The sequence below is a fragment of the Curtobacterium sp. NPDC090217 genome, assembly GCF_044746705.1.
Lineage (GTDB): Bacteria > Actinomycetota > Actinomycetes > Actinomycetales > Microbacteriaceae > Curtobacterium.
Window position 1 is genome coordinate 1,402,236 of the sequence record NZ_JBIVCR010000001.1, and the last position, 15,422, is coordinate 1,417,657.

14 protein-coding genes are annotated in these 15,422 nt (G+C 72.2%); 7 read left to right on the forward strand and 7 right to left on the reverse strand.

Annotated features, from left to right (window positions below; all coding sequences use genetic code 11):
- Positions 1–190: 190 nt before the first annotated feature.
- Positions 191–1,210 (reverse strand): alpha/beta hydrolase, encoded by a 1,020-nt coding sequence (locus ACIPJ2_RS06895; RefSeq protein WP_402728148.1) that lies wholly within the window; start codon positions 1,208–1,210, stop codon positions 191–193.
- Positions 1,211–1,302: 92 nt separating this feature from the next.
- On the opposite strand from ACIPJ2_RS06895, the gene ACIPJ2_RS06900 reads away from it, so the two are divergent.
- Both ACIPJ2_RS06900 and ACIPJ2_RS06905 read left to right on the forward strand, forming a co-directional pair.
- The gene (locus ACIPJ2_RS06900; RefSeq protein ID WP_402728149.1) at positions 1,303–2,157 is read left to right on the forward strand and encodes a polyphosphate kinase 2 family protein; all 855 of its coding nucleotides are present in this window, start codon (positions 1,303–1,305) and stop codon (positions 2,155–2,157) included.
- A 264-nt stretch (positions 2,158–2,421) separates the two neighbouring features.
- Complete coding sequence (locus ACIPJ2_RS06905; RefSeq protein ID WP_402728150.1) at positions 2,422–4,503, forward strand: DEAD/DEAH box helicase; 2,082 nt, start codon at positions 2,422–2,424, stop codon at positions 4,501–4,503.
- 132 nt (positions 4,504–4,635) lie between these two features.
- On the opposite strand, the gene ACIPJ2_RS06910 is transcribed toward ACIPJ2_RS06905, so the two are convergent.
- Genes ACIPJ2_RS06910 through ACIPJ2_RS06920 form a run of 3 tightly spaced genes read right to left on the reverse strand, consistent with a single transcriptional unit; the run spans position 4,636 to position 6,246 of the window.
- Complete coding sequence (locus ACIPJ2_RS06910) at positions 4,636–5,145, reverse strand: DUF664 domain-containing protein (RefSeq protein ID WP_281266933.1); 510 nt, start codon at positions 5,143–5,145, stop codon at positions 4,636–4,638.
- 10 nt (positions 5,146–5,155) lie between these two features.
- A complete protein-coding gene (locus ACIPJ2_RS06915; protein WP_402728151.1) occupies positions 5,156–5,650 on the reverse strand; it encodes a MarR family winged helix-turn-helix transcriptional regulator in 495 nt (164 codons plus the stop codon).
- Positions 5,647–6,246, reverse strand: coding sequence for a MarR family winged helix-turn-helix transcriptional regulator (locus ACIPJ2_RS06920; protein WP_402728152.1), 600 nt, complete (start codon positions 6,244–6,246; stop codon positions 5,647–5,649). Before ACIPJ2_RS06920 ends, ACIPJ2_RS06915 begins: the two co-directional genes overlap by 4 nt.
- A gap of 253 nt (positions 6,247–6,499) precedes the next feature.
- Here ACIPJ2_RS06920 and ACIPJ2_RS06925 point away from each other — a divergent pair, with 253 nt between their 5' ends.
- The 4 genes from ACIPJ2_RS06925 (at position 6,500) to ACIPJ2_RS06940 (ending at position 12,637) form a co-directional block, all read left to right on the forward strand.
- A complete protein-coding gene (locus ACIPJ2_RS06925) occupies positions 6,500–7,099 on the forward strand; it encodes a hypothetical protein (RefSeq protein WP_281266936.1) in 600 nt (199 codons plus the stop codon).
- A 122-nt stretch (positions 7,100–7,221) separates the two neighbouring features.
- On the forward strand, positions 7,222–8,406 hold the full coding sequence (locus ACIPJ2_RS06930; protein WP_402728153.1) for a S24/S26 family peptidase: 1,185 nt from the start codon (positions 7,222–7,224) through the stop codon (positions 8,404–8,406).
- 62 nt (positions 8,407–8,468) lie between these two features.
- Positions 8,469–9,653 (forward strand): exonuclease SbcCD subunit D, encoded by a 1,185-nt coding sequence (locus ACIPJ2_RS06935; RefSeq protein WP_402728154.1) that lies wholly within the window; start codon positions 8,469–8,471, stop codon positions 9,651–9,653.
- Entirely contained in the window at positions 9,653–12,637 is a 2,985-nt protein-coding gene (locus ACIPJ2_RS06940) for an AAA family ATPase (RefSeq protein ID WP_402728155.1), read from the forward strand. The genes ACIPJ2_RS06935 and ACIPJ2_RS06940 overlap by 1 nt, the downstream gene beginning before the upstream one ends.
- Positions 12,638–12,686: 49 nt before the next feature.
- Here ACIPJ2_RS06940 and ACIPJ2_RS06945 read toward each other — a convergent pair whose 3' ends face one another.
- The gene (locus ACIPJ2_RS06945; protein WP_281266940.1) at positions 12,687–12,869 is read right to left on the reverse strand and encodes a hypothetical protein; all 183 of its coding nucleotides are present in this window, start codon (positions 12,867–12,869) and stop codon (positions 12,687–12,689) included.
- Positions 12,866–13,669, reverse strand: a complete 804-nt coding sequence (locus ACIPJ2_RS06950; protein WP_402728156.1) for a class E sortase — start codon at positions 13,667–13,669, stop codon at positions 12,866–12,868. Before ACIPJ2_RS06950 ends, ACIPJ2_RS06945 begins: the two co-directional genes overlap by 4 nt.
- 112 nt (positions 13,670–13,781) lie before the next feature.
- Here ACIPJ2_RS06950 and ACIPJ2_RS06955 point away from each other — a divergent pair, with 112 nt between their 5' ends.
- A complete protein-coding gene (locus ACIPJ2_RS06955; RefSeq protein ID WP_402728157.1) occupies positions 13,782–14,216 on the forward strand; it encodes a GNAT family acetyltransferase in 435 nt (144 codons plus the stop codon).
- Positions 14,217–14,402: 186 nt separating this feature from the next.
- Here the strand turns inward: ACIPJ2_RS06955 and ACIPJ2_RS06960 are convergent, their stop codons facing one another.
- Entirely contained in the window at positions 14,403–15,395 is a 993-nt protein-coding gene (locus tag ACIPJ2_RS06960) for a hypothetical protein (RefSeq protein ID WP_402728158.1), read from the reverse strand.
- Positions 15,396–15,422: the final 27 nt, after the last annotated feature.

The window sequence follows — 15,422 nt, forward strand, 5'->3', positions numbered from 1 at the left end:
CACCCGGGGTACGCGCGCCGTCCGCACCCCTGCCGACCGCCCGCGCCGCCGCGACCCTTTCGCCGCTACCCCTCCGCCGCGACCCTTCCGCCAAAGCGACTGTGTCCTCGCAGTGTTCGGCGTGCAAGTGTCGCTTTCGCGGAACCCTCCCCGCGCCACGCCTGCCGACGCCCGCGCCCGCCCCGCCCGCTCAGCCCAGGTGCCGCCGCAAGAACGACACCACGCGCTTGCTCATCGCCTCGTCGAGCTGCGCGATCGAGTGCGCCGTCCCCCGCACCGCGACGAACGTCACCGGGACGTCGTGGGAGCGCAGCGTCGCCGCGAAGTCCTGCGATTCCCACAGCGGGATGAACTCGTGCGTCGAGTGCCCGATGAAGAACGGCGCCGTCTCCGACGTCACGTTGTACGCGGGCGACGCCCGTTGCGCTGCCGGGCACGCGTCGTACGCGCTGCACCCGAGGTACAGGAGCTGCTTGCGCTGGAACGACGCCGACACCCCGTCCGACTCCGTCGACCGCGTCGTCAGGTCCGTCGGGCCGCTCAGGTCGACGACCGCGCGGATGCGATCCCCGGCTGCGTAGGCGGGGGAGGCGTGGTCCTCGACGGCCAGCATCGCGGCGAGGTTCCCACCGGCGCTGCCCCCGAACACGCCGATCCGGTCGACGTCGACGTCGTAGGTCTCGAGCGTCGTGGGCCGGTACACCCAGTCGAGTGCCCGTCGCACGTCGTCGAGCCCGGCCGGGAAGGGGTCCGTCGGCGCCAGCCGGTAGTCGACGTTGAAGGTGACGAACCCCTCGGACGCGAGGTACTGGCAGACCGAGCGGTACGCGGCGGTGGCCTTGTCGCCGTGGGACCAGCTGCCGCCGTGCACCATCAGGACGGCGGGCCGGGCGCCGGCCGATGCCTTCTCGAGCGCCGACGGATCCGGCGTCGCTGACGCCGAGGCCCCGGTCCCGGTCGGCGTCGTGGTCGTCTCCGGTGCGCTGTCCGCGGGCAGGCACACGTCGAGCTGCTGCAACCGGTCCGACCCGTACGGCACGTCGGAGACGACGTCGATGCCGTGGTACCGGAGCGACAGCGGGTAGATGACCGGATCGGCGGTGACGGTGGCGTTCTCGTCGCCCGTCGGATCCGCGCTGCACGACGCGATCGCGCCGAGCGCCACGACCGCGGCGACGAGCGCGAACAGCGTGCGACGGCCTGACCTCATCGCCGACAACGGTAACCCGAGCGAGTGGACGGCGCATGACACCGTTCACCGACGAGTGCCAGGATGAGCGGACACCCACCGCTGGAGGACCCGTGAGTCGACGCAAGGCCTGGAACGCCGATCCGGAACCGCTCCTGCGCGTCGACGAGGGCTTCCGCCTCGCCGACGTCGACCCCGAGTCCACGCCGGGCTTCCCCGGCCGCAAGATCGACGGGCTCGAGGCGCTCGCCGCCGGCGCCGACCGCCTCGCCGCGTTGCAGGAACGACTCTGGGCAGCGGCGACGAGCGGTGACGAACGCCGTGTGCTGCTGGTCCTGCAGGCGATGGACACCGCAGGCAAGGGTGGCATCGTGTCGCACGTGATCGGTGCCGTGGACCCGAACGGTGTGCACTACGCGGGCTTCAAGGCGCCGACGGCCGAGGAGCGCGAGCACGACTTCCTCTGGCGCATCGAGCAGCAGCTCCCGTCCGCCGGGCAGATCGGCGTGTTCGACCGCTCTCACTACGAGGACGTCCTCATCCAGCGTGTCCGCTCCTTCGCCCCGCCGGAGGAGATCGAGCGGCGCTACGGCGCGATCGTCGACTTCGAGAACCGGCTCGCCGACGAGGGCACCACGATCGTCAAGGTGATGCTGCACATCTCGAAGGACGAGCAGCGCGCCCGGCTCGGCGACCGCCTCGACCGCCCCGACAAGCACTGGAAGTTCAACCCGGGCGACATCGACGAGCGCCTGCTCTGGGACGACTACCAGGACGCGTACCAGATCGTGTTCGACCGCACCTCGACCGCCGTCGCGCCCTGGTACGTCGTGCCGGCGAACCGCAAGTGGTACGCCCGCCTCGCCGTGCAGCAGCTCCTGCTCCGCGCGCTCGAGGACATGCACCTCTCGTGGCCCGCCGCCGACTTCGACGTGGCCGAGCAGCGACAGCGGCTCGCCGAGTCCTGATCCGCACCGGCCTGGAGGCCCGGATCACCTCCGCCACGGACCCTCGGACACCGGCGGGGCTGGTTTCCGAGCGCGTGGTCGCGTAGACTCGATCGGTCGGCCTTCGACACCGCGGCCAGTGAGTCGCGGACGTGTTTGGGTGTTGTGTAGTTCGAGGGCTGGAATCACGTCGATCCGACGACGGGATGAACCCCCTCTCCACGAACCGCCCCCGCCGATGTCGCTGCCGGGCTGCGTGGCATGTCCGCACCCCGGAAAGAATCCATGGCCCCGTACGACAAGGGCGCGAACTCGCGCGCCTCCGACCGCCCCCGTCACCCGAACGGCACCCCTGCCGCCCGCAGCAGCAAGCACCGCGGCTTCCGCGCTGCCGAGCCTGCCGCACCGCGCCAGAAGCAGCGCTGGGACGCCGAGGACCGCCGCAACCGCTCGTCGCAGGGCGAGCGCACCGGCCGTCCGAACTGGGAGCCCCGCGACGGCGGGCGTTCCTCCTGGGAGCCCCGCGGCGCCGGCCGTCCGGCACGTGGCGACGACCGTGCTCCCCGTTCGTTCAACCGTGACGACCGCGCGCCCCGTCGTGACCACGACGACCGTGCACCGCGTCGGTTCGACCGGGACGACCGCGCGCCCCGTCGTGGCAACGACGACCGCGCCCCGCGTCGGTTCGATCGTGACGACCGTGCTCCCCGTCGGTTCGACCGTGACGACCGCGCGCCCCGTCGTGACAACGACGACCGCGCCCCGCGTCGGTTCGACCGTGACGACCGCGCTCCCCGTCGCTTCGACCGTGACGACCGCGCGCCCCGTCGTGACCAGGACGACCGTCCGCGTCGTTTCGACCGCGATGACCGTGCACCGCGTTCGTTCAACCGTGACGACCGCGCGCCCCGTCGTGACAACGACGACCGTCCGCGTCGCAACTTCGATCGTGACGACCGCGCTCCGCGTCGCTTCGACCGCGATGACCGCGCGCCCCGTCGTGACAACGGCGACCGCCCGCGCCGTTTCGACCGCGACGACCGTGCGCCGCGGAAGTTCGACCGCGACGACCGCGCCCCGCGCAAGTTCGACCGCGACGACGCCCCGCGCAAGGGCTTCGTCCCCGCAGACGACGTCAAGCTCGAGAAGCTCCAGGCCGAGGCGACCGTCGCGGCCGACGTCGAGGGCGTGACCTTCGCGGACCTCGGCATCGGCGGCAACATCTCCCGTGCGCTCGGTGAGCTGGGCGCGACCAGCCCGTTCCCGATCCAGGCCGCGACGATCCCCGACGTGCTCGCCGGCAAGGACGTCCTCGGCCGCGGCCGCACGGGCTCCGGCAAGACCATCGCGTTCGGAGCGCCCCTCGTCGAGAAGCTCATGGAGCACGGCGGCGGCACGAAGCGCAAGATGGGCCGCGCCCCGCGTGCGCTCATCCTCGCCCCGACCCGCGAGCTCGCGCTGCAGATCGACCGCACCGTGCAGCCGATCGCCCGCTCGGTGGGCCTCTTCACGACGCAGATCTACGGCGGTGTCCCCTACGGCCGCCAGGAGGGCGCGCTCGAGCGCGGCGTCGACATCATCGTCGGCACCCCCGGTCGCGTGCAGGACCTCATGAACAAGGGGAAGCTCGACCTCAGCGAGGTCGTCATCTCGGTGCTCGACGAGGCCGACCACATGTGCGACCTCGGGTTCCTCGAGCCCGTGCAGGAGATCCTCGAGGCGACCGCCCAGGTCACCCCGCAGGGCAACCGCGCGCAGAAGCTGCTGTTCAGCGCGACGCTCGACACCCAGGTCGCGGCGCTCGTCGAGCAGTTCCTGCACGAGCCGAGCGTGCACGAGGTCGCCGGCGAGGACCAGGCGTCCTCGACGATCGACCACCGCGTGCTCGTGGTCGAGCAGCGCCAGAAGGACCAGCTCCTCGAGGAGCTCGTCGCCGGCGACGGCAAGACGATCGTCTTCGCCCGCACCCGCGCGTACGCCGAGCGGCTCGCCGACCAGTTCGAGGACGCCGGCATCCGCGCGACCTCGCTCCACGGCGACCTGAACCAGTCGCGCCGGACCCGCAACCTGCAGCTCCTCACGAGCGGTCGGGTGAACGTGCTCGTGGCCACCGACGTCGCCGCCCGCGGCATCCACGTGGACGACGTCTCGCTCGTCGTGCAGGCCGACGCCCCGGACGACTACAAGGCGTACATGCACCGCTCGGGCCGCACGGGTCGTGCCGGCAAGGAGGGCACCGTCGTGACGATCGTCCCGCGCGGACGTGTCCGCAAGATCGAGGGGATCCTCGAGCGCGCCGAGATCGAGGCCGACCTCGTCCAGGCAGCCCCCGGCGACGGCATCGTGTCGGAGCTCGCCGCGCGCTAGCTCCCGTCGGAGTCGAGACGCCCCAGGCACGACGAAACGCCGCCAGAAATGGCGGCGTTTCGTCGTGGAGGGAGTGTCTCAGGAACGGGACGGCGTACCGGGGAGCCGAGCCGAGCCTCCAGGCCGCACCGCTCAGCGGTTGAAGAAGAGCAGGCCGCGCACGTAGCCGGCCTGGCCCGCGTGCTGCGTGCAGTCGTTCAGGATGCTGACGATCCGCGCGCCGGCGGTGACGGGCGGGTCCCACGCGTCGTCGACCACCGGGTCGAGGTCGTCGGGCCCGAGCGTGCCGAGGTAGGCGACCGTGCGTTCGTGCACCGCATCGAGGTACCCGGTGAGCAGCGAGGCGGACGCGCGCACCTTGCCGACGTCGTCGCGGGACATGCCGTACCCGAGCGCCTCGGCGGGGAACGGCAGCCCGAACCGGTCGTACCAGCCGTCGGCGGTCCAGACCTGCTCGCTGCCGGCGAGGTCGGCGATCTGCGCGTCCTGGCCCCTGGCGATGTGCCATGCGAGCCACGCGAGGGTGTTCGCCCCGGCTGCCGGGCGTGATGCGAGCTGGTCCTCGGAGAGCCCCTCGACGGCACGGGCGACGGTGGACGGGACGCGGGAGAACGCTTCGATGAGGACTTCGGAGGGGGTCATGCCCCCGAACCTACGCCCGGCTGTGGGCGGCCAGTTCGGCGTCGAAGGCCTCGAGCACGTCGGCGAGGAGTCCCATCTGCGCACGCGGCACCGCGGCCGTGAACGCGTCCCGGTAGATCTCCTTGACCTCGTCGACGGCACGGACGCCCTCGTCGAGGATGACGACCTCGACACTGCGTCGGTCGTTCGGGTTCGGGACGCGTCGGACGAACCCACCGCGCTCGAGCCGGTCGACGAGCGACGTCATCGCGCCGGTGGAGAGCCCGAGGTACGCGGTCGCCTCCTTGGGGACGACACTGCCGCCGGGACGTGCGGCGAGGGAGAACAGGAACCGCAGGTCGGTGAGCCCCAGGCCCCTGGCGGATGCTTCGTCGTGGACGAGTCGGGCGTGGTGGACCTGCAGGCGGCGGTAGACCTCGAGCACGCGTTCCAGGTCGGTCGACGGCGCAGCACCGCTGACGGGGGAGAACGGCGCCGTCGGGTCCTCGGGGACGACGGCGGTCACGCGGAGGCTCCCGCGTGCAGTCCGGAGCGGCGTTCGAGCGCGTCGCCGAGCCGGGCGAGCGCGTCGGCCAGGGGCTGCCGTTCCTCTGGCGTGGTCACCTCGCGGAAGGCCGCCGCGTAGCGCGCACCGATCTGCTGCGCGACGGCGGCACCGGAAGCCGTGAGGTGGATCAGGATGCTGCGACGGTCGTCCGGGTTCGGGCGGCGCTCGAGGTGGCCGCGCTTCTCGAGCCGGTCGATCAGCGACGTCATCGCCCCGGTGGACAGCTCGAGGTACTCGCTCGACTGCTTCGGGGTGACACCCTCGCCGTCGGCCGCCGCCAGGAAGAACACGAAGCGGCTGTCCGTCGCGTTGAGGCCGCGCGCGACGCTCTCGTGGTGGAGGACGCGTGCGTGCTGCATCTGCATGAGGCGGAAGGCGGTCAGGAGACGGCCGAGGTCGGTGTCCTCCACCCCGTCGGTGGTGCGGCGCCCGACGGGCACGGGCGACGCGATCACGGGCGACGCGATCACGGGGGAGGTGGGTGCGGCGGAGGTGGGTGCGGCTGGTGCGGTCGGCGCGACTGCGTCGACTTCGAGTGTTCGGGTGTCCGTCATCGGGCGGCTCTTCTCGGGTACGTGTGACGCCGACGGCACGGGTCTGCCGTCGTGCTGCTCATTGAACAAGTATCTCACTCGTCGAACTACCCCCAGCAGTGGGGGGTTGTCTCGGCTTGTGAGTGGCTTGGGTGGCAAGTAGCTTGATCGTCGTAGCAACGGAGCACAGCACCACCACGGCACGTAGCGCGGCCAACCACCGCGGCCCCGGCCGAACCAACCGATCAGATCTCTCGACTTCCGGAGTACCGCCATGTCTCGTGTCACCCCTCGCGCCGCTCGTTTGGCCGCCTGGATCGCCATCCCCGCCGCACTCGTCGCATCGGGTGTCGTCGTCTCCACCGCCTCGTACTCGGCGTTCTCCGCCACGACGGTGAACCCGACCAGCAACTGGACCGCAGGCAGCGTGGCCCTCACCGACGACGACAACAACACCGCGCTGTTCACCGCGACCGGTCTGAAGCCCGGCTCGACCGGCTCCAACTGCATCACCGTCACGTCGACCGGCTCGCTGGCCTCCACGGTCAAGCTCTACGGCACGAACGCCGCCACCACGAACGCCCTCGCGTCGAACATCACCATCTCGATCGACCAGGGCACCGGCGGGGGCTTCGGTTCCTGCACCGGCTTCACCCCGGCGAGCACGAGCGGCAACCTCTACTCGGGCACGCTCGCCGCGTTCGGCACCGCGTCCACCAACTTCGCGACCGGCGTCGGCACCTGGGCCCCGACCGGGTCCGCGTCCGAGTCGCGTGTCTACCGCGTGACCTACACCGTCCCCACCTCGGCCCCGAACTCGATCCAGGGCGGCACCGCCTCCCTCGGTCTCACGTGGGAGGCCCAGAACAGCTGAGGCTCGGAACCGACGCCGGGCGCGTGATCAGCACGCCCGACCGGCTCCACCGGTGACGTCCGGGACCGGACCCGATGCGGGCCCGTCCGTCACCCCCAGCACGCCCCCAGTCGAAGGCAGTCATGGTCAGCATCGAAGTCAGCGGTGGACGCACACCGCACGATGCGCTCCGTGACGTCCTCGACTGGGGGCGTGTCGTCGTCGCCACCCTCGCCCGCGGCATCGTCGCGACGCTCCTCGGCCTCGCCCTCTGGGCCGCCGCGCCCGCCGTGATCGGCTGGCACCCCACCACCGTCATGACCGGCTCGATGGAGCCGCGGCTCGCTCCCGGCGACGTGGTCGTCTCCCGTCCTGTCGCCCAGGCGGAGATCCGGCTCGGGCAGATCCTGCTCGCCGACGACCCCGACCAGCCGGGGCACCTCCGCATGCACCGCTTCGTGCAGGCCGGACCGGACGGCACGCTCGTCACCAAGGGCGACGCCAACCCGCAGCGCGACTCCACCGCGATCGACCGAGCTGCCGTGCACGGCGTCGCCTTCCTCCGCATCCCGTCCATCGGTGCCCCCATCGTCTGGCTCCGTGACGGCGAGTGGCACAGGGTGGTCCTCCTCGCACTCGCGGTCACCGGCGCCCTGTTCCTCTGCACGATCGACGGCTCGCTGCGTCGGCTGGCGTCCTCGTCCTCGTCCTCGTCCTCCGATGGTGACGACGGTGACGGTCCGGCTGCTGACGACGGCCTGGAGGCTCGTCCCACCTCCGCCCCGTCCGGCGCCGCCGACGTCCGGTCCGGTCGTCCTGCGCAGTCCGGTCGTCACGCGCAGTCCGGTCGGCACCTCCTGTTGCGTCGCGCGCTCCGCCGTCGTGTCCGGCGGGTGCGGCGCCTCCGTCGTGCCGGTGGCGCCGCCGCGGTGGTGCTCGTCGCGGGCGGACTCGGGGTGCTCCTGCCCGCGCAGGCCGTCGCGGCACCGTTCGCCAAGACGACGGTGAACCCGACGTCGTCGTTCGCGACCCTCACGGTCCCGCAGGCGACGACGCTCGCGTGCACCGCCAACGGCGACGGTTCCGTGAACATCGGGTTCGCGTACGGCGGTCCGACCGCGACGTCGTTCTCGGTCATGAACGGCACGACGGTGCTCGCGACGGGCACGACCAGCCCGGTGAAGCTCGTCGGCTCCGGGATCCTGAGCCTCGGCCAGGTCTACACGGTCACCGTGCGGGTCAACTTCGTCGGCAACTGGACGTCGACCAGCACCGCGACCGCCCGGATCCAGACGGCGCTCGTCGGCACGAACCTCAGCTGCGCCTGAGTTGTCCACAGCCGGTGGCGCGGTGCCCCGGGATGTCCGAGGACGGCGCTACCGTGACGGGCATGCGCATCCTGCACACCGGCGACTGGCACCTGGGCCGCACCCTGCTCGGCGCCGATCTGCTCGAGCACCAGGCGGCGTTCCTCGACCACCTCGTCGGGGTCGTCGTGCAGCGGTCGGTCGACCTGGTGGTCATCGCCGGGGACGTGTACGACCGCGCGATCCCGCCGGTCGACGCCGTGCGCATGCTGTCCTCGACGCTCGAACGACTCGCAGCGGTCGCGACCGTCGTGGTGACACCCGGCAACCACGACTCCGCCGCCCGGTTGGGGTTCGGTTCCGGAGTGATGAACGCCCGCGTGCGGATCCTCGCCGAGCCGGCACGTATCGCCGAACCGGTCCTCGTGGACGACGCCGACGGGCAGGTCGCGGTCTACGGCATCCCGTACCTCCAGCCCGACATGGTGCGGTACGCCCTCGCCGACGTTCCGGACGAACCCCTCGCCCGATCGCACCAGGCAGTGGTCGGCGCCGCGATGGACCGGGTCCGTGGCGACCTCGCACAGCGGCCCGGCACCAGGAGCGTCGTCGTCGCGCACGCCTTCGTCGGCGGTGCCGAACCGAGTGACAGCGAGCAGGACATCCGCGTCGGGGGCGTCGACCGCGTGGCCGAATCCGCGTTCGACGGCGTGGACTACGTCGCCCTCGGCCACCTGCACGGACCCCAGCGCGTCGGGGCCTCCGACCGGATCCGCTACGCCGGGTCGCCCTTGGCGTTCTCGTTCGGTGAGCGGCACCACACCAAGTCGGTGACCCTCGTCGACCTCGACGCAGCCGGCACGGTGACCGTCGAAGTCGTCCCGACACCCGTGCCCCGCCGACTCGTGGACGTCCGTGGCTCGCTCGACGACATCGAGTCCGGGGTGTTCGCCGAGCACGCCGATGCCTGGGTCCGCGTCGCCGTCACCGACACCGTCCACCCGGAGCGGATGTACGCCAGGGTGAAGGACCGGTTCCCCCACGCACTCGCGATCACCCACGAACCCGCCGACGCTCCGGCGCGCTCGGCGTCCAGAGCGGTGACCGCGACGTCCGACCCGGTCGAGGTCGCTGCCGACTTCGTGACGTTCGCGACCGGCGAGGCCCCGACGGCCGAAGAACTCGTCGTGCTGCGCGAAGCGTACGAATCCGCTGCCGCCGCCCTGTCGCAGCAGGACGGGATCGTGCACGAGGGGACCGTGCGCTGATGTACCTGCACCACCTCGAACTCCGTGCCATCGGCCCGTACCCGGACCTGGTCTCGATCGACTTCGCCGCGCTCGCCGCGTCGGGTGTCTTCCTGCTCGAGGGACCGACCGGATCCGGCAAGTCGACCATCATCGACGCCGTCGTCTTCGCGCTGTACGGCGGACTCGCCGGCTCGGACGCCAGCTCCGACCGGCTGCACAGCCAGCACGCCGACCCCGCGGTCGAGCCGTTCGTGGAGCTCGTGTTCGAGACCGGTGCCGGCGTGTTCCGTGTCCGGCGCACGCCGCAGTACGACCGCCCGAAGCAGCGCGGCACCGGCACGGTCAGACAGCAATCCTCGGCGCAGCTCGTCCGGCTCGCGCACCCGACGGACCCGGCGGGAGAGCCGATCTCCGCCCGCGCGCAAGAGGTCGGCGCCGAGATCGCCCGGATCGTCGGACTCGACCGCGCGCAGTTCCTGCAGACGGTGGTGCTGCCGCAGGGCGAGTTCGCCCGCTTCCTGAAGTCACCCGGTGAAGAGCGCAGGAAGCTCCTGCAGTCGCTGTTCGGCACCGAGATCTACGACCGCACCGCCGACGAGCTCGCGGCACGGCGGCGGGCAGCGGCAGCCGAAGTGGAGTCAGCCGACGCACGCGTGCGAGACGCCCTCGCGCGCTTCGCCGAAGCCTCCGGTCGGACCACGCTCGATCTCCCCGGGGTCGACGAGTCCGAGGTCCCGGCGATCGTCCTCGAGCTCCGGCGGATCGCCGATGCCGCGGTCACGGACCGGACCGCGGCGGCAGCGGCGGCCCGCGCAGCCGTCGAGCACGAGCGGTCGGTCGTCCAGCGCCGCACCGCACTCGATCGCCGCAGTGCCCTGCTCGCCCGGTCCGCGGCACTCGACGAACGAGCGGACGCCGTCGCCGAGTCCCGGGCCCGCCTGTCCCTCGCCGAGCGGGCAGCGCGGGTGGTGGCGGTCGCGGACGGCCTCGATGCCGCTCGTGCACGTGCCGACACCGTCGCCGAGGAGCTCGCGGCGCTCCGACTCCGGCACGACGTCACCGCCGACGACACCGCGGGGGAGCGTGACCGCCTCTCGGAGCTCGTCGGAGCCGTCCGACACCTCGTCCCCGTCGCGCTCGCCCTCCCCGAACGGCGACGGGCCGTCGACGACGCCCGCGCGCAGGCCGAGCGACTCGGCACTCGGCTCGCCGAACTCGACGCGGAGCTCGAAGCCCGTCCGGCGGAACGTGCGCGCATCGTGGAGGCGTCTCGCGCTGCTGCCGAGACGGCCGCTGACGCCGAATCCGCCCGTCACGAAGTCGACGCCGTGCGCGACCTCCGTCGGCTGGTCGTCGACCTCGCAGCGGCGCGTACACGCGTCCAGGCAGCGGAGACATCGGTGGCGTCGGCGCGATCGGCGGCGCAGGACGCCCTCGTCGCCGAGCAGCACCTGCGCGAGCGGCGCATCGCGGGGCTCGCCGGAGAGCTCGGTCAGGCACTCCAGCCAGGCGACGCCTGTCCCGTGTGCGGCTCGGTGGAGCACCCGGCGGTCGCCACGCCGCAGGACGACCACCCGACGCCGGCGCAGATCGCCGAGGCAGCGGCGACCGCGCGACGGGCGGACGATGCCCTCGCCACCGCGGCGACCACCCTCGCCGTCGAGCGCGCGGAGCAGGAACGGCTCACCGCCGCGGTCGGCAGCATCGAGCCGGAAGAACTCGATCGCCGCGCGGCCGTCGCGGACGAGCGGGTCCGGGCGGCGCGGACGGCGGCCACGACGGTCGCCCAACGCGAGCGGGACCGGGCCGCGCACGACGACGCCACCCGGGCCCTCGAACAAGACCGCAACGACGTCGACGCCCGTCGGCAGGTGCTCCTCGCGACGACCGCGAACGACTCGGATCGCGTGGAGCAGGACACCACTGCCGTCGTCGACGCCCTCGCCACCCTCGCCGGACACCTCGATGTCGAGCCGAAGGGACTGCCGGAGGCGGTGTCCGCCGTCGACGACCGGATCCAGGCACTCCGCGCGGTCGCCGAGGCGGTCGAGCGGGTCCGGATCGCCACCGCGGCCGTCGCGGAGCGTGCGACCGAGGTCACCGCGGCCGTCCGTGCCCAGGACTTCGCGGATGTCGCCGCTGCTCGTGCAGCGGTGCTCGGAGCGGACGACGCCGAGCGGCTCCGGACGATCGTCGACGATGCGGATCGCGAGCGCGCGGTCGTCGATGCCGGGCTGGCGGAGCCCGCCGTCGTCCAGGCTGCGGATGACGATCCGGCCACGATCGACCTCGACGCCGCCGGTGCCGAGACGTCCCGCACCGCGCAGGTCCTCGACGAAGCGACCAGGACGGCGGCGACGACTGGTGAGCGGGCGGACGCGAGCGAGCGGTGCGCCGGGGATCTCGAGCGTGCCGTGTCCGCGCGGGAGTCCACCTCGGCACGCAGCCGAGCGGTGGTGCGGCTCGCCGACATCGCTGCCGGGGTGCCCGGGCAGAACCCCAGCGGGATCACCCTCGGCACGTACGTGCTCATGCGCCGCTTCGAGGACGTCGTCGCCGCCGCGAACGACCGTCTCCGGACGATGCTCGGCGGCCGCTTCACGCTCGAGACCTCGGACGAACGAGAATCCGGTGCCCGAGCTCGACGGACCGGTCTCGCGCTCGCCGTCCGCGACCACACGACCGACACGACGCGCGATCCACGGAGCCTGTCCGGGGGCGAGACCTTCACGTTCTCGCTCTGCCTGGCGCTCGGGCTCGCCGACGTCGTCCAGGCCGAAGCCGGTGGTGTCGCACTCGGCACGCTGTTCGTCGACGAGGGGTTCGGCACGCTCGACCCCGAGACGCTCGACGGCGTCATCGGTCAGCTGTCCAAGCTCACCGCCGGCGGCCGGCAGGTCGGCATCGTCAGCCACGTGGAAGAGCTCAAGCAGCGCATCCCGGAGCGGATCGCCGTCCGCCGTGCTCCGGGTGGTGGCTCACATGTCAGCACCACGGTCTGACCCGAACACGAAGGCCCGGACACGAAGGTCCGGACACGAAGGTCCGGACTCAGGGCGTCGGCGTCGCCGAGGTGTCGACGGTGCCGTCGGGTGGGGGCAGGATGTCGGCTGCGACCCAGGGGAACACCCAGGTGAACAGGACGAACACGAGTGCGGTGAGCAGCACGATCAGTTCGAGGACCTTGAGGGCGGTCGGGCCGGGCAGGAGTCGCCACACGAGCGGGAAGATCACTTGGGCGTCTCCGAGAGTTCCTTCGGCGTCCCCTCGGACGCGGGCATCCAGTAGTCGAGCTTGGCGTGGGTGATGTAGCGCTCCTTGGCGGACCACATCGGGTGGCAGGCGGTGAGGGTCAGCCAGCGGTCGTCGGCGGTGGGCTGGACGCCGGGCTTGTTCGGGACGGGTGCGATCGTCTCGATGTGGTCGGGTGTGACGATCTGGCTGTCGGTGACCTTGTAGACGTACCAGACGTCGAAGTTCGTGGCCTTGTCGGTGACGCGGACGACGATCGCGTCGTCGGTCGTGAGTTCGGCGATCTGGTTGAGCGGCTTGCCGTAGGTCACGCGGTGGCCGGCGACGGCGAAGTTGCCTTCGGCGCCGGGCATCGCGGTGTCCTGGTAATGGCCGAGTCCGATGGTGTTGAGGACCTTCTCGCGGTCGGTTCCTTCACCGATCGGCTGGTCGTACCCGGCTCCGAAGCGCGGGATCTGCATGGTGCCGAAGACGTCCGTGACGTTCGGCGGCTCCGCCAACACCGGTGCGGTGCCGCGGTGCTCGGTCCCGACGGTCGGCTTCGCCTTGGTCTGCCCGAGGTCCTTCACCAGGGAGGTCTGGTGCTGGTTCGCCACGACGTCGGTCCACCACGCGGTCCACACCACGTACAGCCCGGTGACGGCGCCCGCGATGATGAGCAGCTCGGCGATGAGCGACACGATCGCGCCGCCGACGGTCTGCCGAGGACGAGGTCCCCGCTTCGTCCGGGCACGCTCGTCCCGCGCGCTGCGGCGCGAGGGAAGGGTCTCGTGTGCGGTCACGTGGCTCCCGATCCGGAGGGGACAGTCGTCGCGGTCCGACGACGCTCAGGTCTATCAGACCACGAGGACGCCACGCTGACGGAGTTCTGCACACCCCAGTTAGCGTGGTGTCGTGCAGTACGTCATCCGGCAGTTCACCCCTGACGACACCGAGGCCGTGGTCGCCCTCTGGGAGACCTGCGGCCTGGTTCGACCCTGGAACGACCCGCGGAAGGACATCGCGCGCAAGCTCTCGGTGCAGCCGGAGCTCTTCCTCGTCGCGACCGACGCGGAGGGCGCCGACCGGCTCGTCGCCGCCGGCATGGCCGGGTTCGACGGGCACCGCGGCTGGGTCAACTACCTCGCCGTGCAGCCCGACCTGCAGGGATCGGGGCTCGGGCGGACGTTCATGGCAGAGTTCGAACGGCTGCTCGCCGACATGGGCTGCCCGAAGCTGAACCTGCAGGTGCGCGCCGGCAACGAGCAGGTCATCGGCTTCTACGAGGCCCTCGGCTACGCGGACGACCACACGGTGTCGATGGGCAAGCGCCTCATCCCCGACGCCTGACGGACCCCGCCCCCGCCCCCCGCCCGCCTCCTGCCCCCGCCCCGTGCCCCGCCCCGTCCTCCGCGAAAGCGACAGATCCCGGCCGAAGTCCGGCGGCAGGCAGTCGCTTTCGCGGGGTGCACGGGAGCGTGTGGGCGGAGACCGTCGCTTCGGCGGGGACGAGACCCCCGCCGGGGACGAAGCCGGTCAGGACAGGGCGAGCGCGACCGACGCCGCCAGCGCCAACCCGATGCCGAGCCCTTGCAGTACGGTGAGCCGCTCCCGGAGCACCAGGCCCGCGAGCACCACCGTGCCGATCGGGTAGAGCGCATTGAGGACGCTGATCACCGGCAGCGTCGCCGGGTCCGTACTCGAGTGCAGTCCGGCCTGGATGAACACGTTCGCCATCGCGTCGAACACCCCGCACGCCACGATCACCAGCGCGAGCCGGCGAACCGAGCCGCCGCGGGCCGTGGACCCGGCCACCCCGTCGGCCGCGGCCGACGACGCGACGACCACCGAGCCTCCAGACCGAGCCGGACGAGCGGACCGAGCCGCCCGAGCCGCCCGAGCGGACCGAGCCGCCCCCGCCGGCCGAGCCGGCCGCGCCGCCCCCGCCGACAGCACCGCCGCCGCACCCAGCAGGAGCGCCTGCAGCACCCGCGCGACCAGCAGCGGCGCGACCCCCGAGTCCCCAGGGGTCTCGTTGAACGCGAGCACGATCCCGCCGAACCCGCACCCCGCGACCGCCGCCGCGAGCACGCCGCGCGCGGTGAGCCGAGCGCCCCCGGTGTCCCGCACCGACGCGACCAGCACGACCGCGACCACCGCGACCACCAGCGCGCCGATCGCCACCGGCGACAGCACCGTTCCCCTGATCAACGCGACCACCACGGGGACGACGGCGGAGAACACGGCGGTCAGCGGTGAGAGCACGCTCATCGGCCCGATCGCGAGGGCGGCGTACAGCAGCAGCACCCCGACGCCGCCGGACACACCGCCGACCGCTCCCCACAGCGTCGCCTGCCACGAGAACCGTGCCCCGACGACGACCAGCCCGACCAGGAGCGGCGCGATGCCCACGGCAGCCGCGATCGCGGCGACCGTCACGGGTCGGACTCGGCGCGACGCGAGCCCGCCGAGGAAGTCCGCGAACCCGTACACGAGCGCGCCGCTGAGGCCGAGCATCACGGTGAGCACGGGTCCCATCCTGCCCCGCCCGGTAGC

Bases quoted from the DNA above. Each gene is read 5' to 3' on its own strand.
- ACIPJ2_RS06895 (WP_402728148.1), bottom strand. From the start codon at position 1,210: ATGAGGTCAGGCCGTCGCACGCTGTTCGCGCTCGTCGCCGCGGTCGTG.
- ACIPJ2_RS06905 (WP_402728150.1), top strand. From the start codon at position 2,422: ATGGCCCCGTACGACAAGGGCGCGAACTCGCGCGCCTCCGACCGCCCC.
- ACIPJ2_RS06910 (WP_281266933.1), bottom strand. From the start codon at position 5,145: ATGACCCCCTCCGAAGTCCTCATCGAAGCGTTCTCCCGCGTCCCGTCC.
- ACIPJ2_RS06920 (WP_402728152.1), bottom strand. From the start codon at position 6,246: ATGACGGACACCCGAACACTCGAAGTCGACGCAGTCGCGCCGACCGCA.
- ACIPJ2_RS06925 (WP_281266936.1), top strand. From the start codon at position 6,500: ATGTCTCGTGTCACCCCTCGCGCCGCTCGTTTGGCCGCCTGGATCGCC.
- ACIPJ2_RS06930 (WP_402728153.1), top strand. From the start codon at position 7,222: ATGGTCAGCATCGAAGTCAGCGGTGGACGCACACCGCACGATGCGCTC.
- ACIPJ2_RS06935 (WP_402728154.1), top strand. From the start codon at position 8,469: ATGCGCATCCTGCACACCGGCGACTGGCACCTGGGCCGCACCCTGCTC.
- ACIPJ2_RS06940 (WP_402728155.1), top strand. From the start codon at position 9,653: ATGTACCTGCACCACCTCGAACTCCGTGCCATCGGCCCGTACCCGGAC.